We start from the raw sequence: 19370 nt of genomic DNA on the forward strand, positions 1-19370 counted from the left end.
GGTTCTGGTGAACGGCGGATGTCCATGAGGAACACGCCTCGTTAATGATTCCCGTCCAGTGCGGAAATCATCTCCGGCAATCAGCGTTGCCGGCGATCGACGCGGGCCAGGGAAATCGGGATGACGGTGATTTCCCGGCCGTCGGACAGCTCCTGTCGCGGGGTGCCCTCGACGAATCGGAAACGCCGGTTCATCTGTCGTACGACGGTATTGTGGCCGAGCACCTCGCCGTCGAGCCGGTCCAGGTGCAGCCCGTCGAAGGCGTACTCGACGGCCTCCCGCATGACCCCCAGCCAGGCGGGCAGGGTCTCGCCGCGCGCGGCCAGCCCGTCGGCGTCCAGATAGAAGCCCCAGGCACCGGTGCGCGGGCCGTCCAGCCGCAGGTCGAAGAAGGTGACCACACCGCAGGGCAGGTCGTCGTGGACGTACACCAGCACCCGCCGGGACGGGTCGTCGCGGACCGCCGACCACCACCGGGAGTGCTCCTCGGCGGTGATCTCGTGACTGGTCTTGCTGACCTGCCGATTGGTTTCCTGATTACGCCAGGACAACATCAGGTGAACGTCGTCCACCGTTGCTTCACGCAACACGTGCGTCTCGCTTTCCTAGCCGTTCATGTCGGGCTCCGGCACTTTACCCGGGCCCCACCGGGAAAGCAGTTATCCATTCCTCGGTTGTAGACTGCCGCGCATGAACGAATTGAGTCGCGCGCAGATCCGCGACCTCATGGCTCAGGTGCTGAAGAACCAGGACAAGGAGCTGCCGGCGGACGACGCGGCGCAGTTGCGGGAGATCGGCTTCCGGTCGCTCGACTTCTCCGAGTTGGCCCTGCGGGTGGAGGACGAGACGGGGGAGGAGCTCAACTTCGACGCCCCCGGCCTGCGCCGCATCGCCACCGTCGGGGACGTCCTCGACTTCCTCGTCGAGCTGCAACACCAGTGACCGTCGCTGCCCCGCGTCCCGACGCCGTCGCCCGCCCGGAGCCCGCCGGCGCCGACAACCGGCTCGTGGTGGGCGGCACCGCCATGACCTGGCGTTCGCTGCCGACACCGAGCCTGCCCGGCCCCGCGGCGGTGCTCGCCCGCTCCGCCGTGCACGCGCTCACCGCCGCGCGGCAGCACGCCGTGTACGGCACCGAGCTGCTGCTCAGCACAGTGAGCCGGGTCGACCCGGCGATGCGTGCCGAGCTGCTGGAGGCCGGGTTCACCGTCAGCGTCCTCGACGACAACGGCGTGCACCCGAGCGCGCCGGCCCGGCCGCGAGACGCCGAGCCCGGCCGGCTGTGGCTGCTGACCTCGGGCTCGACCGGGCGTCCCAAGCGGGTCGGGCACACCCTCGACACGCTGACCACGGTGCGGGCCGACCAACCCGACCGGACCTGGCTGTGCCCGTACGCCCCCGGCACGTACGCCTGGTGGCAGGTGGTCACCCTGTCGCTGACCCAGCCCGGTCAGCACCTGGTCGTGGTGGAGCCCGACGAGCTGGACGACTGGCCGACGATCGCCGCCGCGCACCGGGTCGACGCCGCCTCGGGCACCCCGACCTTCTGGCGACGCACCCTCTACCGGGACGCCGAGGCGCTCGCGCGGGTGCCGCTGCGTCAGGTCACCCTCGGCGGTGAACCGGTGGACCAGGCGATCCTGGACCAGCTCCGGGAGGTCTTCCCGCTGGCCCGGATCTCCTGGATCTACGCGTCCTCCGAGGTGGGGGCGTCCATTGTGGTGCACGACGGCCGGGCCGGGTTCCCGGTGGCCTGGTTGGACCGGGAGACGCCGGGCCGGCCCACGGTCTCCGTCGACGGGGACGAGCTGGTGGTGACCTCTCCCTACCACGGCGCCGGGCTCGGCGGTCCGGTCCGTACCGGGGACCGGGTGCAGGTGTCCGACGACCGGGTGCTGATCACCGGCCGGCTGGACTCCGACGAGATCAATGTCGGTGGCAGCAAGGTCTCCGCGGGCGTGGTCCGTGGCGTGCTCGCCGGGCACCCGGCGGTGGCCTGGGCCCGGGTGACCGGGCGTCGCGCCCCGGTGCTCGGTCGGATGGTCGTCGCCGAGGTGGTCCTCGCCGCGTCCACGGTGGACACCGACGAGGCCGCGCTGGTCCGCTGGTGCGCCGACCGGCTCCCCGAACACGCCGTGCCGCGCCGGATCCGCGTGCTGCCCGACATTCCCGTCAAGGAGACCCTGAAGAGCGATGTCTGACCCCGCCGACAACCCACTCGTCCCGCCCAGCTCCGTCGTCCTCGTCTCCGGCGGGTCCCGGGGCCTGGGCCTGGCCATCGTCACCGACCTGCTCGCCGCGGGCGTACGGGTGGCCGCGTTCGCCCGCACCGTCACCCCGGAGCTGGCGAAGCTCGCGGCCGAGCATCCCGACCGGACGCACGTCGGCGCGGTAAACGTGACCGACCTGCCGGCCGCGCAGAGTTTCGTACGCGAGGTCGAGCAGCGCCTCGGCCCGATCGACGGCATCGTCAACAACGCCGCCATGGGGCAGGACTCCCTGCACGCGCACACCGCCACCGACGACCTCGCGCGGATCATCGAGACCAACCTGACGGCCCCGTTGCAGCTGACCCGGCTGGTGATCCGCCGGATGCTCGCCAAGGGGCTGCGCGGACGGATCGTCAACATCACCTCGATCTGCGGGCAGCGTGGCTTCCCGGGCCTGGTCGCGTACTCGGCCACCAAGGGCGGCATGGACGCCGCCACCCGCTCACTGGCCCGGGAGTTGGGCGGCCGGATGCTCGTCAACTCGGTCGCCCCCGGCTTCTTCGCCTCGGAGATGTCCGCGGTGCTCGGTCCGACCCAGCTCGACCAGATCGTCCGCCGCACCCCGACCGGTCACCTCACCGAGCCGGAGGAGGTCACTCCGGTGGTGCGGATGCTGCTGCGCGAGCACACCAACATCAACGGCCAGGTCATCGTGGTGGACGGTGCCGCCTCCGTCTGACCTCGCCCAGCTGGCCCGGCCCCGTCCGGTGCCGGGCCAGCTGGCCGTCGCCGAGCGGCACCTGCGCGTCGGCGTACCCGCCGACCTGACCGACGCGACCACCCGCAGCCATCTCGACGATGGCCGCTGCGTCGGCTGGTACGGTCCACCGACACCCGGGTGGCGGGTGGCGATCGACGCGGAACGCGCCGACGCGCCGGTGCCGCCGGCGCTGGCCCGCCGGTTCGGCGTGCCGGACTTCTGGGCGCGGTGGACCCGCGCCGAGTGCCACTGCAAGCTGACCGACGTGCCGGTGGCGGTGTGGTGGCGTCGCCACGGCCTGAGCACGCCGGCCGACGGCGCGACGGTCTGGCGCACCCTCACCGTGGCCGACCTGGTGGTAACGGTCGGCTTCGCCCCCGAGCCCGCGCCGCCCCTCAAGCAACAGGACCCGCGTAAAGCCGTCGCCAGCGGTCGGTAGCCCCGGTGTGGCGGGCGCGCTGGTCGCACCGACCGCCCGGGCGGTCGGTGCGGTGGTCACCCCCTGTCGAGCTGCCCCACATCCGGGGCACGCCAAGGCCACTGATCCGCCTGAACCGTGAGTCGCGGGAGTCCGCACAGGCGGGCCTGCCCCCGCTGCCGCGATCTTGCACTTACTGCACCGACGAAAAGGCCTAAATCGCCCATAGTCCCGACTGAAAGTGCAAGATCGCGCGGATGGGGGGTGGGGTGGGGGTGGGGTGGGGGTGGGGTGGGCGCTGCCCCGTTCGCGGGGCAGGTCGACAGGCTCTTGGCACGGCTTTTCCGGGGCTGCCCGGCGGGGTCGCCCCGCAGCCTCGGTAGCGCGACGGTCAGATCAGGTTCCAGCTCAGCGGGGTGCCGCGCGGGACGTCGGTGGCGAAGGTGCGGCCGAGCACCCGGTCGATCTCCACGGGGGCCAGCCCACCGGCCGGACGGATCGAGCGGACGTTCTCCGCCGTCACCGGATCACCGGCCTTGACGTCCTCGACCACGAACAGCGAACGGCGGAACCGCAGCCCTTCCCGTTCGGCGGGGGTCGGGCCGATCGCGGTGCCGCCCAGTGCCTCGTAGGCGCGGCCGGACTCGGCGACCAGGGCCGTCAGCTCCTCCGGGTTCAGGGAGAAGTCCGAGTCCACACCGCCGTCGGCGCGGTCCAGCGTCACGTGCTTCTCGATGAAGCACGCGCCGAGCGCGACCGAGGCGACCGCCACCCCGATGCCGGGCGTGTGGTCGGAGAGCCCGACCGGCACGTCGAAGGCGCCGGCCAGCACCGGCAGCCGGCGCAGGTTGCTGTCCGCCGACGGCGCCGGATAGGACGCGGTGCAGGCGAGCAGGACGATGCCGGCCGCGCCACCGTCGCGGGCGGTGCGCACCGCGGCGTCGATCTCGGCGACCGTCGCCATTCCGGTGGAGATCACCATCGGCTTGCCGGTGCTCGCCACGAGCCGGATCAGCGGAAGGTCGACCAGCTCCGACGAAGCGATCTTGTACGCGGGCGCGTCCAGCGACTCCAGCAGCTCCACCGCCGTCGCGTCGAACGGTGACGAGAAGACGGTCAGGCCACGCTCGCAGGCCCGCTCGAAGATCGGGGCGTGCCACTCGTACGGGGTGTGCGCGCGCTCGTAGAGGCGGTACAGGTTCTCCCCGCCCCACAGCTCGTGGCCCCCGGAGATGCGGAACGCCGGGGTGTCGACGTCGATGGTGATGGTGTCCGGCCGGTACGTCTGGAGCTTCAGCGCGTGCGCGCCGCTCTCCGCCACCGCGTCGACGATGGCCAGCGCCCGGTTCAGGTCGCCGTTGTGGTTGCCGGACATCTCGGCGACCACGAAGGGTCGTGCCCCGGCACCGACCGCGTGCGGTCCGATGGTGATTGTCGCCGTCATTCCGACCTCTGCTCCTGTTGCGGTGGTGCTGTCCTGTGGTGTGGTGCTGAAGGTCACGGCAGGCGACCGCCGGCCAGCGCGTCGTGTCGTCGCGGGCTGGGCCCGGCGTCCTGGGTCGTCGCGGTCACCGCCGCTCGGCTGGGGTCCTCGTCGGTCGTGGCCGAACCGGTCTCGACACCACCCGCCGGCCCGGGGCGACGCAGTCGACCGGCGACGCGGTGAGCCTGGCGCAACGCCGAGTACGCCACCCAGTCGCCCCGCCCGACGAGGCGGTGCTTGAGTCCGGCCACGCCAGCAGGCAGCGGATAGCCGCCGCTGGGCAGGTACCGGCGGTAGTGCGCGGCGGCCCGGTGGAAGAAGTCCCGGCGCAGGTGCGGGTGCAGTCGGCCGTCGTTGCCCACCACCACCAGGTAGTGGCTGATCATCAATTGGAACAGCTCGGCCTGCAACCGCTCGTCCGGGTGCTTGCGCGCGACCCAGTCCATCAGGCGTTCGTACTGGGCGAACGCGTCGAAGTGCCGACCGCTGCGGGTGGAGGTGATCGCGCCCTGCCGACCCTGCCGGTACAGGTAGCAGACCCGGTCCAGGACGGAGATCTTCTCCGCTCCGATCAGCAGCGGGTGGCTGAACGGGATGTCCTCGTACCAGCCGGGGAAGAACCGCAGCTCCAACTCGTCCAGGAAGTCCCGGCGGACCACCTTGTTCCAGGCGGTGTGCTGCACCCGCAGCAGTCGCGGTTGGTCGGCGAGGCGCGTGACACCGGGAATTCCGCGCAGCAGGTGGCTGCTCGCGTCGACCTCCCGCCGGCCGTCCTCGTGCACCCGCAGGTGGTCGAGCATCAACACGTCGGGCTCGTGCTGGCGCAGCCGGTCCAGCACCGCCTGGATCGTGCCGGTCGGCAACCAGTCGTCGCTGTCGACGAACCAGACGTACCGGCCGGTGGCCACGTCCAGCCCGGCGTTGCGGGCCAGCCCCAGTCCGACGTTGCTGCTCAGGTGCACGACGCGGACCCCGTCGCGGCCGGCCGCGTACGAGCGCAGCATGTCGCCACAGCCGTCCGGGGAGGCGTCGTCGACGGCGATCAGCTCGACCGCGTCCGACTCGTCCGCGGGGACGTCGGCGCGGATCGACTCGAGGCACTGGTACAGGTACGCCTCGACGCCGTACACGGGCACGACGATGCTCAGCAGCGGTGCGTGCGTCGGCTGATTGACCACGCCCGCCACCTTCGACGACCCGGGTGGCCAGCCCCGGAACCTGACGTTGCGCTCGATGGTGGAGTCGCTGAACTCCCGCCGAGCGGGAGGTTAACGCCGGCCCCCGGTAGGGTGCCCCGGTGACAGTGCGCAGCTTCGGGAGCCCGGCATGACGAGCGCCGCCGCGACGCCGGCCAGCCCCGCACCGGCCACGCCCGCACCAGCCCGGCTGCCATCACTGACCGGGCTGCGCTGGATCGCCGCGCTCCTGGTCTTCGGGTTCCACGCGGGGACCATGCGGATCATCGCCGAGCCGGACTACAAGGCGGTGGTCGACGCGCTGTTCACACTGGGCCTGTCCGGGGTGCAGTTCTTCTTCATCCTCAGCGGGTTCGTGCTGGTCTGGTCGGCGCGCCCGGGAGACTCCCGGCGTACCTTCTGGCGGCGACGGTTCGCCAAGATCTACCCCAACCATCTGGTGCTGTGGGCGGCGACGCTGGTGGTGGCCTGGTGGTTCGCCGACCCGGTCCTCCCGGCGGCCGCGCTGGAGAACCTCCTGCTGTTGCAGGCCTGGGATCCCCGACCGGGCTGGTTCTACAGCATCAACACGGTGAGCTGGTCGCTCTCCTGCGAGTTCTTCTTCTACCTCTGCCTGCCACTGGCCCTGCCGCTGCTGCGCCGGGCCCGGCCCAGGGTGCTCTGGGCGCTGATCGTCGTGCTGCCGCTGCTGATCCTCGCGCTCTGGCCCGCCCAGCACCTGGTGCCGGAGGTGAGCCGCTGGTGGTTCACGCAGATCTTTCCGCCCGTACGGTCGCTGGAGTTCTGGTTGGGCGCGGTCGCGGCCGAGCTGATGCTCCGGGGCCTCTGGCGCGGCCCCGGGCTGGCGGTGGCCAGCGGGATCTTCGCGGCGACCTGGATCGCCGCCGCCCAGTGGATCGCCGCCGAGTGGTGGACCACGCTGCTCGCCGTCGCGTACCTGTTGGTGATCACCGCCGCCGCGGACGCCGACGTGCGCGGGCGGCGCTCGCCGTTGCGGTCCCGGACGCTGGTGTGGCTCGGTGAGGTCTCGTTCGCCTTCTACCTGGTCCACGTGCTGGTGATGACGAGCGTGCTGCGGTGGAGCGGCGACTGGGGCACCGGGTTCGGCGGTTGGCGCGGCCCGGCCGTGGTGTGCGGCTTCCTGGTGGGCACCCTGATCCTCGCCGCGCTGCTGCACCGCTTCGTCGAGACGCCGATGATGCGCCGACTCGCGCCGCGCCGCCCGGCCCGTCCGACGCCCGTTCCGGCGCAACGCACCCCCGACCGGCGGACCACCTACGTCGACTCGCGCTGAGACCGTCCACCCTGGTCAACGCGGTCGGCGCGGCGCGCTCCGACACGCCCGTGGCCGATGCGCCGGGCCGGTCGCGACGGTAGCGTGGTCGACGTGCTTCCGGTCGCGTTCACCTGTCCGCTGTGGTGGGTGGCGCGCTGGGCGACACGGGTGCTGACCAGCCTCGCCGTCGTCGCGGCCCTGGCGCTCGGCGCAAGCCCGGCCACGGCCGCCGGGCCGACGTCGAGCCCGCCGCCGAGCCTGAGCGTGGCGCCGACAACGGCCGCCTCCGGGCCGTCGGCGTCGGCCGGAGCGGCCACCGGGCCGTCGGCGTGGGCCGGCTGGCACGCTCTCGCGCCCGCAGCGGCGCGCCCGGCCCCGACGCCCACGGCGGAGGCCGCCGAGCGGTCCGCCGCGGCCTGGTCGGTCGACGCGCCGACGGCTCCGCCCGGCCGGAGCAGCATCGCGGCCGGGGTCCTACCGGTCCGCGCGGCCGGCGCCGACCGGCTGCCCCGCACCGACGATGCGGCCAGCCGGGCACCACGGGCGCCACCCGGGCGCTGAGCAACCGGGGCGATCGTCCCGTCTCCGCACCCTGTCGATCCACCAGCTCCGCACCCGCCGACCGGTGACCCGCCCTGGTCCGTCGGCCGGTGCGGTGGCTCCCCAGCGCACTGCTCTTCCTCCGAGGTGCCGATCATGGAGACCGTCGTTTTCTACCAGTTCGTGACCGAGGTGCCGCAGGCCGCCGCCATCTGGTCGACTCTGTTCCTGCTGACCCTGGGGCTGCTCACCGTGCTGGTCGCCCGACCGGAGCGGGAACGGCCGACTGACGACCCACCCCCGGCCGCGCCCACCGCGCGCGAGCTGGCCGAGGCCGAGGCGGCCGACCTGCGCCGGTACGCCGAGGAGGTGTCCGTCGCCGCGGCCGGCGCGGCCACGACCGCCCGCCGGCGACGCGCCGCCTGGCTGACCGCCCAGCAGCGGTTGGAGCAGGTTTGGATCGCCTACGACCAGGCGGACGCCGCCGCCCGGCGCTTCTCCGGCGCCGGCGCGCTGCCCACCCCGCGGACCCCGCACACCCCCGCCGAGTACGCCGCCCGGGAGCGCTATCTGCACCGCACGGCGATGGCGGCGTACTGGCGGGGCGATCTGACCATGGCGCAGCTCGGCGACGTGTTCGGGCACCGCGACGGTTGGGACCCCCGGCGGCACCCGGTGGAGCAGGAGGTGCTGCTCAGCCGCGTCGTCCGGGACGCGCGGCTGGCCGACTACCAGGCCGCCGCCGGTGCTGAGCGGGCCGCCTGGCGCGACGCGGAGCTGGCCGCCGAGTCCGCCCGTACCCTCGCCGAGGAGGCGTACGCGGCGGCCCGCCGGCTACGCCCCGACCCGGCGCCGGCGCGTCGGGCGGTGGCCGGGGCGGGGCGGCCAGCGGTCGCCGCACGGTGGCGTCCGGCCCGCGTGGGTTGAGCCCGATCTGTGACGTGAGCCCGACCACAGGTCGGTGAAAACGGGCGACCGACGCGATCGGCGTGATTGTTCCCGCGATTGTGGTCGTGTTTCCGGCGGCCTGTCCGGTTGTCGCCCGCAGGTGTCCGCGCAACCGCATGTCCCATTGAGTCATGTCATCGGCAATACGCGCAGAAATTGCCGCGCCAATTCGGGTTTACGCAGGTGAACCCGGCTTGGCAGGGCGTTAAACGGCCAGTAGTGTCGTGCCGTCCGATGCGGTTACCGATCGCAACAGGCGACGCCGCGTCGACCCGCTCAATCGTCTTCGACGAACCGGGGACCCATCAGTACGTCCGGGGTGAATCCGCGAGCCACGGCCCGCGGTAGGGCGATCTTCCCGCCCGAATCCGTCAGCTAACCCGGTAGGCGGTGTCGGAAGGAGTTCCCATCTCGTGCAGCACCTCTCCACCCCTCGCTTGTTTCCACGCCTCCACGGCGCGGCGGTGCTCCCGCTCACCCGTCCAGTGACGGTGAGCTGACCCCGGTCACCGCCCTTCCCGCCCGGCCGCGCCGGGCGTTCCCCTGAGCGGTTCACCATCCGCGGGCCACGGTCCGCGCGCTGGCGCCTGCCCGGAAACCGGTCCCGCCCCGGTGTGCCGCTCGCCCCCTGATCCGTGGAGGACCCCGTGAAGCACACAGTGAAGCGCCAGCTCCGCCGTCTCGCCACCGAGCGCCCCTACCAGATCGTCGCCGCCTCCGCGGCCGCCCTCGCGATCGCCACCACCGGTGGCGCCCTGCTCACCGCCGCCGACGACGCCCCCGCCGACCAGCGCGCCGCGACCACCGTCGCCGAGATGCGCAGCGACGTCGCGGCCTCCCGTGGCGACGCGCGCGACGCGTCCCCCTCGGCCAGCGCCGTGCCGAGCACCGCCGCCCCGGCCACCAGCGCCGCGTCCCCCGCCGCGAAGGCCACGAGCAACCCCGATCTCACCCGCCGGCCGACGCCGCCGAAGCCGCCCGCGACGAAGGTGCTCGACTACGACTACGAGGCGCAGAACACGTACTACAACTGCGGCCCGGCGGCCACCCGCAACGCGCTGAGCGCCACCGGTATCGAGCGCACGCAGGAGGAGCTCGGCGCCGAGCTGGGCACCACCGAAATGGGCACCAACTCGGCGTTGGACACCACCCGGGTGCTCAACGCCGAGGTGAAGGGCTCCCCGTACCGGACCCGGATGTTCGCCGGCGCGCCCAGCCCCGCGCAGATGGACCGCCTCCAGGCCGACGTCGTCAACGCGATCACCGACGGCCGGGGTGTGGTGGCGAACGTCGTCGGCGACGCCGTCGACACCGACGGTGGCTACCACTCCTACGGCGGCGGGCACTACATCGCCGTCGTCGGCTACAAGGACAACGGCCGTACCGTGCGGATCGCCGACTCGGCGAACGCCGCCGACCCGTCGTACTGGATCACCACGATCGACCTGGCCAACTGGATCGCGACCCGGGGCTACTCCGCCTGATGCGCATCCGCTGACCGCCGCGGGCGCCGTCCCCCACCGGGGGACGGCGCCCGTGCCGTCGCGGGGGATGTCACCTCTCGTACCTGTCGGTGAACCGTGGGAGACTGCGGCCGTGGTGGAGAAGACGGGTGGTCGAGGGCCGGTTCTGCTGCTCCTGCACGGCATGGGCGCGACCGGGGACGTGTGGTTGCCCTGGGCACCGTACCTGGAGCAGCGCTGGCCCGGCCGCTGGCTGGCCCCGGACCTGGCCGGTCACGGCTGGGCGCCGGCGCTGCCGTCGTACTCCTTCGAGGGGTTCGCCGGCCGGATCGCCCACGGCCTCGCCGCCGCCGACCGGCTCGTCGTGCTCGGGCACTCGCTGGGCGGGGTGGTCGGCCTCGCGCTGGCGGCCCGCACCGCCGGGGTGCCCGTCGACGCGGTGGTCGGCCTCGGCATCAAGGCACTGTGGACACCCGCCGAGCTGGACCGCGCCGCCGAGATCGCGGCCCGCCCGGTGAGCTGGTTCGCCAGCCGCACCGAGGCGGCCCGCCGCTACCTACGGGTCTCCGGCCTCACCGGGCTGATCCCACCGGACGCCCCGGTGGTGGACGCCGGCCTGCGTCAGGTCGAGGGCCGCTGGCGGCTCGCCATGGATCCGGCCGCGTTCGCCGTCGGCGCGCCGGACCTCGCCGCGCTGGTGGCCGCCGTCGACGTGCCGGTGCTGCTGGCCCGCGGCGAACACGACCCGATGGTCACCGACGAGCAGCTCAAGGAGTACGGCGCGCCGGTCGCCACGCTGCCCGGCCTCGGGCACAACGCGCACGTCGAGGACCCGGCGGCCGTGCTGGCGCTGCTCGACGCGTACCGCTGAGCGCCTAGGCCGGTGCGGGCGCGGCCAGGTCGGACGCCGGTGCCAGCTCCCGGCGGGCGGCGGTCAGGAACCCCTCGGCGTACGACTCGGCCGGGAAGTCGCCCAGGTAGCGGCGGCGGGTGGCCCAGCGGGCGTCGGCCAGCGGGTCGGTGTCCAGCAGGGCGGTCAGCACCCCGTCCAGGTTGGACAGATCGCGGCGCAGCACGTAACCCGAGCCGGCCAGCGGGAACCGCTCCACGAACCGGTCGCCCCCGTCGCCCATGTCGGTGACCGCGTACGGCTTGCCGGAGTAGAGGTAGTCCGAGATCACCCCGGACACGTCGGAGACCAGCGCGTCGGAGGCGTTGACGCACTCGGTGAGGCTCAACTCCCGGGCCGCCGTGCCCACCACGTGCGGGCGACCGGTGCGGGCCCGGTCGGCGACCAGCAGCTCGGTCAGGCGAGCCAGCTGACGGGCCGACGCCGGGTTCTGCGTGGTGTACGGGTGGGCCCGCAGGATCACCGTCGCGCCGCGCTCCAGCAGCCGGCGCAGCAGCCCCTCGGCCACCGGCAGCGAGCAGTAGTCGGCGTCGGCGTGGTGCCCGGTCCAGGTTGGCGTGTACAGCACCGTCGGGTGCGCCAGGCCACGGGCCGGCTCGGAGCGCACCTCGATCGCCTCGACCTGCGGGCGGCCCACCACGACGAACTTGTCCGCCGGGATCTGCACCCCGGCGCGGGCGTACCTGTCGATCGCCGCCGGACCGGCCACGAAGATCCGGTCGAAGATGCCCGACACCGGGTTGGCGCTGGGCGCCTTGTCGCTGTCGCCGTGGTGCAGTTGCACGTGGGTGAGCTGGGTGAACCGGATGCAGTGGCTGTTCTTCGCGCCGTGGTTGACGTAGAAGGCCACCCGCAGGCTCGGCACCAGCGCCTCGTCCATGCTCCGCAGGGTGGGGCAGTAGACCACCGGCGCGTCGGTGGCCGCGGCGATCGGCGCGAGGAACTCCGGCTCGCGCACCATCACCAGGAACGGGCGGCCGATCCGTCGCAGGTACGGCAGCCACATGGTGACCTGGTATTCCGACCCGGGCGGCGCGGAGAAGTGCAGCAGGAACTCGGGCTGGTGCCGGCGGAGCGCGCGGGCCACCGGGCTGCCCCCGCCGGTCGGCCGGAACCGTCGCCGCGCCAGGTCCAGCGCGACAGCGCCGGCCACCGCGCCGACCAGCAGGCTGGTGGCGAGCGCCACGACGGCCGGCACGGTGAACGCGGCGGCCAGGGCCAGGACGGCGAGCAGCCCGAGCACCGCGGTGCCGAGCCGGTCGGCGAGCAGCGGGGTCCAGGCTCGTACCGGCAGGTTGGCGGCCCGGATCTCCAGGTTGCCGGCGGTGCGCAGCGGCCCCACCAGCAGAACCAGCCCCACCACGACCACACCGGTGGCGACCAGCGCGGGGTCGAGCCCGTCGTCCAGCCGCCGGGCATAGCCGACCAGCACCGCCGCGGCGATCAGTGTCGTCTCCGCGACGAGGTCGGCGCCGGGACGGATCCGTTGCTCGGCGGCCGCGGCGGCCAGCGCGGCGACGGCCAGCGCCAGTCCCCAACCGCTGGCGCCGGTCAGCGCCAGCACGACGAAGGCCAGCACGGCCAGGCCGGTGGTCAGGCACCGGGCGGCCAGCTTTCGGACCAGGTCGCCGCGCATGTCGCTCCGTTCGTGGTTCCGCAGCCGCCGGTGTCAGTTCGCCGACGCCGCGCCGGCGGGCGCGTCGACGCGACCCGACCCGGCCTGCGCCGGCACGCTCGGCGTGGCCCCGTCACCGGGCGCCCGGCGTACGTCGATCACCTGACCGGTCAGGTCGGAGATCAGCACGTCCAGGGACGACTGGGCGACCGCCTCGGCGGCGAGCAGGGTGTGCTCCGGCTCCTCGCCGAAGGCCCGGGTCCGCATCGGGGTGGCGGTGCGCTCCGGGTTGATGCAGTTGACCCGGACGCCGACGTCGGCCCACTCGTCGGCGAGCGCCTGGGTGAGGTTGACCAGAGCGGCCTTGGTGGCGGAGTAGAGCGCGTACCGGGCCCGCCCCCGGGTGTACGAGCTGGAGGTGTAGAGCAGCAGTTGGCCCTTGGTCTGTTGCAGGTACGGCAGGGCCTGGCGGGCGATGGTCACCGGGCCGACGAAGTTGACGTGCAGCACCCGGTCCATGGTCTCCTCGTCCATCTCGGCGAGGGCGCCCTTCTCCAGGATGCCGGCGGTGACCACGACGTAGTCGATGCGTCCGGTGGCCTCGAAGGCGGTCGTCAGGGCCGCCTCGACGTCCTCGGCCCGCTCCACGTGGGTGCCGGTGCTGGACCGGCTGAACGGGAAGACCTGGGCGCCGTAGCGGCGGGCCAGCTCGGTCAGCTCGTGACCGATGCCGTAGCTGCCGCCGAACACCACGACGGTGCGGCCGGTCAGCTCCTCGCTGTAGCTGCGGTGGTCGGTCAGCCGGGGCGCCTGCGCCGCGGCGAGCTGGAAGAGCTTGTCCGCCAGGTGCACGTCGACCGGGTGGGTGACCTTGATGTTCTCGTCCGAACCGTCGATCACCTTGATCGGGGTGCCGGGCAGGTAACGCAGCACCACGCCGCAGTCGTCGGTGGCGGCGAAGTTCGGGTCGCCCTCGGCGATCCGGTACGCCTCCCGGATGGTGGGGGAGCGGAACGCCTGCGGGGTCTGCCCGCGGCGCAGCCGGGACCGCACCGGGATGTCGGTGATGCAGTCGTTCTCGTCCACCTGGATGATCGTGTCCGCGGACGGGATGGCCACGTCCACGGCGTCGTAGGTCCAGAGCGCGTTGACGCACTCGCGCACGATCCGGCCGCTGAGCAGCGGACGGACCGCGTCGTGGAAGAGGATGTTGCAGTCCGCCGGGCCGACCGCGTCCAGCGCGATCCGGGTGGTGGCGTTGCGGGTGTCACCGCCCTCGATCACCTTGGTGACCTTGCGCAGGCCGGCCTTCTCGACGATCTGCCGGGCGTCGTCGACGTGACCGGCGGCCATCAGCACGATGATCTCGTCGATCTCCGGCGCCGCCTCGAAGACCGCCAGGGTGTGCTCGATGATCGGCTTGCCGGCGATCTTCAGGAGCTGCTTCGGGATGCCGAGACCCAGCCGCGTCCCGGTGCCTCCGGCCAGAACCACCGCCACCGTCCGGGAGGGGCGCCACGGCTCCGGGGTCTCCGTTGCGGCGTCCGGGCCAGTGGTCTGGTCCTGCGTCATTGCCGGATCCTCACTCTCAGGAATGCGTTAACGGAAGGTTCCGCCCGAGCGGCGACGGAATGAACCTTAACGCGCGGACCGCGCCGCCCCAACGCGGGCGACGCGGTCCCGTGGCGCCGTGTCGATGCCGGACGTTCGCCGGCACTCTACTTGCTGTTCGCGTACGCCTCGTAGGCCCGGATGACCTCGTCGGTGGGCCCATCCATGCGCAGGACGCCCGATTCCAGCCAGATCGTCCGTTCGCACGTGTCGCGGACCGAGGAGAGCTGGTGGCTGACCAGGAACACCGTCCCCGCGCCCTCGCGCAGCTCCCGCACCCGTTGCTCGCTGCGCTTGCGGAAGCCCTTGTCGCCGGTGGCCAGGGCCTCGTCGATCAGCAGCACGTCGTGCTTCTTGGCGGCGGCGATGGAGAACCGCAGCCGGGCCGCCATGCCGGAGGAGTACGTCCGCATCGGCAGGCTGGCGAAGTCACCCCGCTCGTTGATCCCGGAGAACTCGATGATCCCGGCCGCCTGCCGGGCGACGTCGTCCGGATGCATGCCCATGGCCAGGCAGCCCAGGGTGACGTTGCGTTCCCCGGAGAGGTCGTTGAGCAGGGCGGCGTTCACGCCCAGCAGCGACGGCTGGCCCTGGGTGTAGATCGCGCCCCGGTTGACCGGCAGCAGGCCGGCGATGGCCCGCAGGATGGTGGACTTGCCCGAGCCGTTGGTGCCGATCAGCCCGATCGCCTCGCCCCGGTACGCGGTGAAGGAGACGCCCTTGACCGCGTGCACCTCCCGGATGTTCGGGGCGTTGGTGCGCTTGACCAGGCGGCGCAGTGCGGCCACCGGCGTGGTGCCACCGCCGGCGCCCTGGTGTACCCGGTAGATGATGTGCGCGTCGTCCACGACCACGGTCGGGATGCGCTCCTCGGTGCGGGTCGTCGTCGCGCCCGCCCCGATCGGGGCGTCGAAGTGCTCAACCACGGCCGTACTCCTGTTCGCCGCGCCAGAAGTAGATGAAACCGCCGATCCCGGCGACCAGCGCCCACCCGCCGCCGACCAGCCAGAGCTGGGTCAGCGACTCGTTGAGCAGCGGCGTCTCCTCGAGCAGCGTGTAGCGGGCCAGCTCGATGTAGACCAGCAGCGGGTTGAACTGGACCAGCGTCGTCGCCCAGCCGGGCAGCCGCTCGAACAGGCTGACGCTGTAGAGGACGCCGGAGCCGTACATCCAGGTGCGCATGATGAACGGCATGACCTGCTTGAGGTCGCTGGACTTCGCGCCCAGCCGGGCCACCACCAGCACCACGCCCGCGTTGAACACCGCCTGCAACAGCAGGGCCGGTACCAGCAGCAACCACTCCAGGGTGAGCGGCTCGCCGGTGACCAGCACGATGCCGATCAGCACCACCATCGACGCGAGCAGCTGCTGGAACTGCGTGAGCGTGGTGGACAGCGGCAGGCTGGCCCGGGGGAAGTGCAGCGCCCGGATCAGCCCCAGGTTGCTGCTGATCGACTGGGTGCCGGCCAGCACCGCGCTCTGCGTGAAGTTGAAGATGAACAGCCCGGTGGTCAAATAGGCGATGTAGTTCGGGATCTGGTTCTGTGCCAGCACCACCCCGAAGATCAGGTAGTAGACCGCCGCGTTGGTCAGCGGGGTGAGCACCTGCCAGAGCTGACCCAGCTTGGCGTTGCTGTACGAGGCGACGAGCTTGGCGTTGGCGTACGCGGCGATGAAGTGCCGGTAGGCCCATAGTCGGCGGCTGTACTCGACCAGGCTGGGGCGCTCACCGGCGACCCGTAGCCCGTGCCGAGCGGCCAGCTGCGCCTGGGTCAGGCCCGTGTCGGGGTCGACCAGCGCGGTGGTGGCCATGGAAATGGCGCTCCGATCTTTCGTGCAGACGGGGTTGCTCGCGACGATCGAATCCTAGTGGGAAAAGTGCGCGGGACGCCGCCTCGCCGCTGCGTGGACAGTAGTCCGAAACACGTCGGGACGCAACCGTACCGTCGTTGCGCTACGCTGATGGGCGTGACCTGCGATAAGAACCCTCGATGACGACCGACAAGAGGCGCGCTCCGGCCGGGGCGGCGGTGCTCCGTGACGAGATCACCACGGCGATCCGCCGGGCCCTGACGCAGGAGCTGGCCGCTGTCGGTTACGGCCGGCTCTCCATCGAGGCGGTGGCCCGGCGCGCCGGCGTCAGCAAGACGGCGATCTACCGGCGGTGGAGCTCGAAGCTCGACCTGGTGCTGGAGGTCGTCGCCGCGGCGGCGCACCGCAAGCTGCCCGCGCTGGACACCGGCACCCTGCGTGGTGATCTCGCGCTGCTGTTCCAGGCGGTGGCGCTGGCGCTGCGCCACCCACTGGCATCGCAGATCATCCCGGACCTGTTGGCCGAGGCCGCCCGCAACCCCAGCATCGACGCGACCCTGCGTCAGGTGCTGCACAGCCGACAGCAGGAGATCGGCGGGCGACTGGTCACCCGCGCCGTGCAGCGCGGCGAGCTGCCCGCCGACACCGAGGTGGACGCGGCCGTCGACCTGATCGTGGGCCCGCTCTACTGGCGGCTCGCCATCGCCCGGCTCCCGCTCACCGACGGCTACCTCGATCACCTGGTCGAGTCGGTGGCCGCCGGCCTCGGCGCGGACAGCGCCCTGCCCCGCCCCCGGGAGGCCCCGGTCGCCGGCTGACCAGGTCCGCGACACCGGCCGTACGGGGATCGAAGCGCGGATGCGTCTCCGCTAGGCTGCCCCCTTGACACTCGGCCGTAACCATGCCGACACGCCCTTCCCGTAATGATCCGCCGGACGACAAGGACGCCCCGTGACCCAAGTGGACGACGTTGTTGTGGCAGCCGCGCCCGCCGACCGCGACGGCGTCGCGAGTGGACCGCGGGCCGGCGGAGGTCACGGCCTGATCAAACGGCTGAACGCCGGGGTGGCCGCGGCGCCCGTCCTCGTCACCGACGCGGCGATCGTCGGTTTCGCCCTCTGGACGCTGCTCTACCACCTCAATCTCGGCCTCGATCTGCGTCCCTCGGTCGTCTTCGTCGTCTGGCTCGTCCTGACGCCGGTCGCGGCGTACCTCTGGTGGACGCTGAACCGCCGCAGCCGCGGCCGGGTCCGCGCGGGCGGTGCGGCGTCGGCCGGGACGCCGACGGCGGACGCCGGCTGGGCGCCTCTGCTGCGCCGGTACGCCCTGCCGGTCGGCGCGGCCGTCGGCGCGGCGCTGCTCGCGTCCCTGGGCAAGGGCACGATCGCCTGGACGCTCGGGGTGCTCCTCGGTCTGGTGGCGATCGCCTCGGCGTACACCTCCTACCGGTTCCGTGACCCGGCGGCCGGCGGGCCGGTCTCGACCGACACGACCACCCCCACCCAGGCGTACGTGGTCATCACGGCCGCGCTGGCCGCCGCCGTGTACGCGACGTTCATCGGCCGGGTCTCGCTCGACGACGTGTTCTACGTGGGCAAGTCGGTCTGGGTGGCGGAACGGGACGAGATCCCCTTCCGGGAGTTCCTGCTGACCGAAGGGGTCCTGCCGGCCGGGTCGGCGAACCCTCCACTGCCCTCGTTCGAGGTGTTCATCGGTGCGCTGGCCCGGCTGCTGGGCGTCCACGCGGCGTCGGCGACCTGGTACCTCCTCCTGCCGCTGCTGGCGGTGTTCGCGATCTTCGCCCTGTGGCGGCTGGTGCAGCGCTGGTCTCCCCGGCGCGCGCTGCTCGCCTTCGGGGTCGCGCTGGCCTACATCCTGCTCGTCGCGGGCTACCCGGACGCGCTGAACACCTACCACCTGCCCAGGCTGACGCAGGGCAAGGGAGTGTTCGTGCACGCCCTCGTCCCGCTCGCCTGGGTGTACCTGACGGACTTCCTGGAGACCCGGTCACGACGGGCGCTGGTCCTGCTCACGCTGCTCTCCGTCGCCGCGGTCGGCCTGACCACCACGGCGGTCATCCTGCTGCCCCTGCTGGCGGTGGCAGCCGTCGTGATGTTGGTGGTGGCCAGGCGGTTCCGGGAGGCCGCCCTGTGCTTCGCCGCCGCCTCGGTCTACCCGTTGCTGTCCGGGGCCCTCGTCCGGCTGCTCCAGGGCGGCCTCGACGAGACGGTGAAGAACTACGTCGAGCCGCCCGCGCCACAGGCGGTCTACCAACTGACCATGTGGCTCGGGCTGCTGGGCGTCATCGCCGGTGTGGCGATCTGGTGCTCGCCCCTGTTCCTGCGCGCGGGCGTGCCACGGCTGTTGAGCGCCGGCGCCGCCCTGGTGGTCACTGTCGCGCTCGTACCCGGTGTGCTGACCGTGGGCAGCAACCTGACCGGCCTGGCGGCGGTGCTGTGGCGGGTGCCCTGGATCGTGCCTCTTCCGGCGCTCGTCGGCATGCTTGCCGTGATCCGCCTCCCCCGGTTGGCGTGGCCGAACCGGGCTCTCGCCGTCGGTCTCCCCGCAGCCCTGGTGCTCGCCTTCTGGACCCAGGGTGTGCCGATGTGGACCGCCGACGTCGTACAGACCAAGCCGGGCTGGCGGATGCCGGAGACCCGCAAGAACGTGGCCTTCTGGATCGTCAAGCAGGACCCGCAGGGGCCGGTGCTCGCCCCGTCGTCGGTCATGCGGGCGCTCCCGCAGGTCACCAGCCGGGTGCGGGTGGTGCTCGCCCGTGACCTCTACCTGACCGACTACGGCATGCAGACCCAGTTCGCGCAGGACCGGATGCTGCTCGCCAAGTTCGCGGACGGCACCGAGCCGGTCTCCATCCCCGACGTGGCCGCCGCCATGGACAGGGTGGACGTCGGCAGCGTCTGTGTGTGGAGGTCGAACAAGGTGGTCGCCGACGCCGCGCCCACCCTGCGCCTGGAGCGCTTCGCCTCCCGGAAGTCCCCGGGTGGGATGGTCTGCTACCGGCGACTCTGACCCGCCGATCCCGCTGACGGGGACGGGGGTTCACCCACCGGGTGAACCCCCGTCGCACAGGTCGGGGCCGCTGAGCCCCGACCGCCGCGCTGCCGCTT

Annotated in this window: 18 protein-coding genes and 1 riboswitch; of the genes, 11 read left to right on the forward strand and 7 right to left on the reverse strand. The window is 72.4% G+C overall.

Translation table 11 applies throughout. The features are described 5' to 3' along the window. Window positions 1-80 precede the first annotated feature (80 nt). On the reverse strand, window positions 81-572 hold the full coding sequence (locus O7634_RS19705; protein ID WP_278151587.1) for a GNAT family N-acetyltransferase: 492 nt from the start codon (window positions 570-572) through the stop codon (window positions 81-83). A gap of 118 nt (window positions 573-690) precedes the next feature. Here O7634_RS19705 and O7634_RS19710 point away from each other — a divergent pair, with 118 nt between their 5' ends. The 4 genes from O7634_RS19710 to O7634_RS19725 are packed head-to-tail and all read left to right on the forward strand — an operon-like array spanning window position 691 to window position 3409. Further along, on the forward strand, window positions 691-942 hold the full coding sequence (locus O7634_RS19710) for an acyl carrier protein (protein WP_091401397.1): 252 nt from the start codon (window positions 691-693) through the stop codon (window positions 940-942). Beyond that, the gene (locus tag O7634_RS19715; protein WP_278151588.1) at window positions 939-2201 is read left to right on the forward strand and encodes an AMP-binding protein; all 1263 of its coding nucleotides are present in this window, start codon (window positions 939-941) and stop codon (window positions 2199-2201) included. Before O7634_RS19710 ends, O7634_RS19715 begins: the two co-directional genes overlap by 4 nt. Then, complete coding sequence (locus O7634_RS19720) at window positions 2194-2949, forward strand: SDR family NAD(P)-dependent oxidoreductase (RefSeq protein WP_278151589.1); 756 nt, start codon at window positions 2194-2196, stop codon at window positions 2947-2949. Before O7634_RS19715 ends, O7634_RS19720 begins: the two co-directional genes overlap by 8 nt. Beyond that, the gene (locus O7634_RS19725; RefSeq protein WP_278151590.1) at window positions 2933-3409 is read left to right on the forward strand and encodes a hypothetical protein; all 477 of its coding nucleotides are present in this window, start codon (window positions 2933-2935) and stop codon (window positions 3407-3409) included. Before O7634_RS19720 ends, O7634_RS19725 begins: the two co-directional genes overlap by 17 nt. A gap of 370 nt (window positions 3410-3779) precedes the next feature. On the opposite strand, the gene pseI is transcribed toward O7634_RS19725, so the two are convergent. Both pseI and O7634_RS19735 read right to left on the reverse strand, forming a co-directional pair. Further along, window positions 3780-4832, reverse strand: coding sequence for a pseudaminic acid synthase (gene pseI, locus O7634_RS19730; RefSeq protein ID WP_278151591.1), 1053 nt, complete (start codon window positions 4830-4832; stop codon window positions 3780-3782). 53 nt (window positions 4833-4885) lie between these two features. Then, window positions 4886-6049 (reverse strand): glycosyltransferase, encoded by a 1164-nt coding sequence (locus tag O7634_RS19735; RefSeq protein WP_278151592.1) that lies wholly within the window; start codon window positions 6047-6049, stop codon window positions 4886-4888. A 148-nt stretch (window positions 6050-6197) separates the two neighbouring features. Between O7634_RS19735 and O7634_RS19740 the strand changes: the two genes are divergently transcribed. From O7634_RS19740 to O7634_RS19760, 5 genes are all read left to right on the forward strand, one after another. After that, window positions 6198-7361 (forward strand): acyltransferase, encoded by a 1164-nt coding sequence (locus O7634_RS19740; protein ID WP_278151593.1) that lies wholly within the window; start codon window positions 6198-6200, stop codon window positions 7359-7361. 93 nt (window positions 7362-7454) lie between these two features. Continuing rightward, window positions 7455-7904 (forward strand): hypothetical protein, encoded by a 450-nt coding sequence (locus O7634_RS19745; RefSeq protein ID WP_278151594.1) that lies wholly within the window; start codon window positions 7455-7457, stop codon window positions 7902-7904. A 135-nt stretch (window positions 7905-8039) separates the two neighbouring features. Further along, a complete protein-coding gene (locus tag O7634_RS19750) occupies window positions 8040-8810 on the forward strand; it encodes a hypothetical protein (protein WP_278151595.1) in 771 nt (256 codons plus the stop codon). Between the two features lie 284 nt (window positions 8811-9094). Next, window positions 9095-9236, forward strand: a riboswitch (cyclic di-AMP (ydaO/yuaA leader). Between the two features lie 230 nt (window positions 9237-9466). Continuing rightward, window positions 9467-10315, forward strand: a complete 849-nt coding sequence (locus O7634_RS19755; RefSeq protein WP_278151596.1) for a C39 family peptidase — start codon at window positions 9467-9469, stop codon at window positions 10313-10315. Between the two features lie 112 nt (window positions 10316-10427). Beyond that, window positions 10428-11165 (forward strand): alpha/beta hydrolase, encoded by a 738-nt coding sequence (locus tag O7634_RS19760; protein WP_278151597.1) that lies wholly within the window; start codon window positions 10428-10430, stop codon window positions 11163-11165. Window positions 11166-11169: 4 nt separating this feature from the next. Here O7634_RS19760 and O7634_RS19765 read toward each other — a convergent pair whose 3' ends face one another. From O7634_RS19765 to O7634_RS19780, 4 genes are all read right to left on the reverse strand, one after another. Next, window positions 11170-12840 (reverse strand): CDP-glycerol glycerophosphotransferase family protein, encoded by a 1671-nt coding sequence (locus tag O7634_RS19765; protein ID WP_278151598.1) that lies wholly within the window; start codon window positions 12838-12840, stop codon window positions 11170-11172. Window positions 12841-12873: 33 nt separating this feature from the next. After that, a complete protein-coding gene (locus O7634_RS19770; protein ID WP_278151599.1) occupies window positions 12874-14391 on the reverse strand; it encodes a bifunctional cytidylyltransferase/SDR family oxidoreductase in 1518 nt (505 codons plus the stop codon). A 146-nt stretch (window positions 14392-14537) separates the two neighbouring features. Beyond that, a complete protein-coding gene (locus tag O7634_RS19775) occupies window positions 14538-15356 on the reverse strand; it encodes an ABC transporter ATP-binding protein (protein ID WP_278151600.1) in 819 nt (272 codons plus the stop codon). Next, a complete protein-coding gene (locus O7634_RS19780) occupies window positions 15349-16242 on the reverse strand; it encodes an ABC transporter permease (RefSeq protein ID WP_278151601.1) in 894 nt (297 codons plus the stop codon). Before O7634_RS19780 ends, O7634_RS19775 begins: the two co-directional genes overlap by 8 nt. 179 nt (window positions 16243-16421) lie before the next feature. Here O7634_RS19780 and O7634_RS19785 point away from each other — a divergent pair, with 179 nt between their 5' ends. After that, the gene (locus tag O7634_RS19785; protein WP_278151602.1) at window positions 16422-17060 is read left to right on the forward strand and encodes a TetR/AcrR family transcriptional regulator; all 639 of its coding nucleotides are present in this window, start codon (window positions 16422-16424) and stop codon (window positions 17058-17060) included. A 133-nt stretch (window positions 17061-17193) separates the two neighbouring features. Beyond that, window positions 17194-19272, forward strand: a complete 2079-nt coding sequence (locus tag O7634_RS19790) for a DUF6077 domain-containing protein (RefSeq protein ID WP_278151603.1) — start codon at window positions 17194-17196, stop codon at window positions 19270-19272. Window positions 19273-19370: the final 98 nt, after the last annotated feature.

It is taken from the genome of Micromonospora sp. WMMD1120 (assembly GCF_029626235.1).
Taxonomy (GTDB): Bacteria; Actinomycetota; Actinomycetes; order Mycobacteriales; family Micromonosporaceae; genus Micromonospora.

What these genes read in the sequence shown, in the direction of transcription:
- O7634_RS19710 (WP_091401397.1), top strand. Translation starts at nt 691, where the DNA reads ATGAACGAATTGAGTCGCGCGCAGATCCGCGACCTCATGGCTCAGGTG.
- O7634_RS19720 (WP_278151589.1), top strand. Translation starts at nt 2,194, where the DNA reads ATGTCTGACCCCGCCGACAACCCACTCGTCCCGCCCAGCTCCGTCGTC.
- pseI (WP_278151591.1), bottom strand. Translation starts at nt 4,832, where the DNA reads ATGACGGCGACAATCACCATCGGACCGCACGCGGTCGGTGCCGGGGCA.
- O7634_RS19740 (WP_278151593.1), top strand. Translation starts at nt 6,198, where the DNA reads ATGACGAGCGCCGCCGCGACGCCGGCCAGCCCCGCACCGGCCACGCCC.
- O7634_RS19750 (WP_278151595.1), top strand. Translation starts at nt 8,040, where the DNA reads ATGGAGACCGTCGTTTTCTACCAGTTCGTGACCGAGGTGCCGCAGGCC.
- O7634_RS19765 (WP_278151598.1), bottom strand. Translation starts at nt 12,840, where the DNA reads ATGCGCGGCGACCTGGTCCGAAAGCTGGCCGCCCGGTGCCTGACCACC.
- O7634_RS19770 (WP_278151599.1), bottom strand. Translation starts at nt 14,391, where the DNA reads ATGACGCAGGACCAGACCACTGGCCCGGACGCCGCAACGGAGACCCCG.
- O7634_RS19780 (WP_278151601.1), bottom strand. Translation starts at nt 16,242, where the DNA reads ATGGCCACCACCGCGCTGGTCGACCCCGACACGGGCCTGACCCAGGCG.
- O7634_RS19785 (WP_278151602.1), top strand. Translation starts at nt 16,422, where the DNA reads ATGACGACCGACAAGAGGCGCGCTCCGGCCGGGGCGGCGGTGCTCCGT.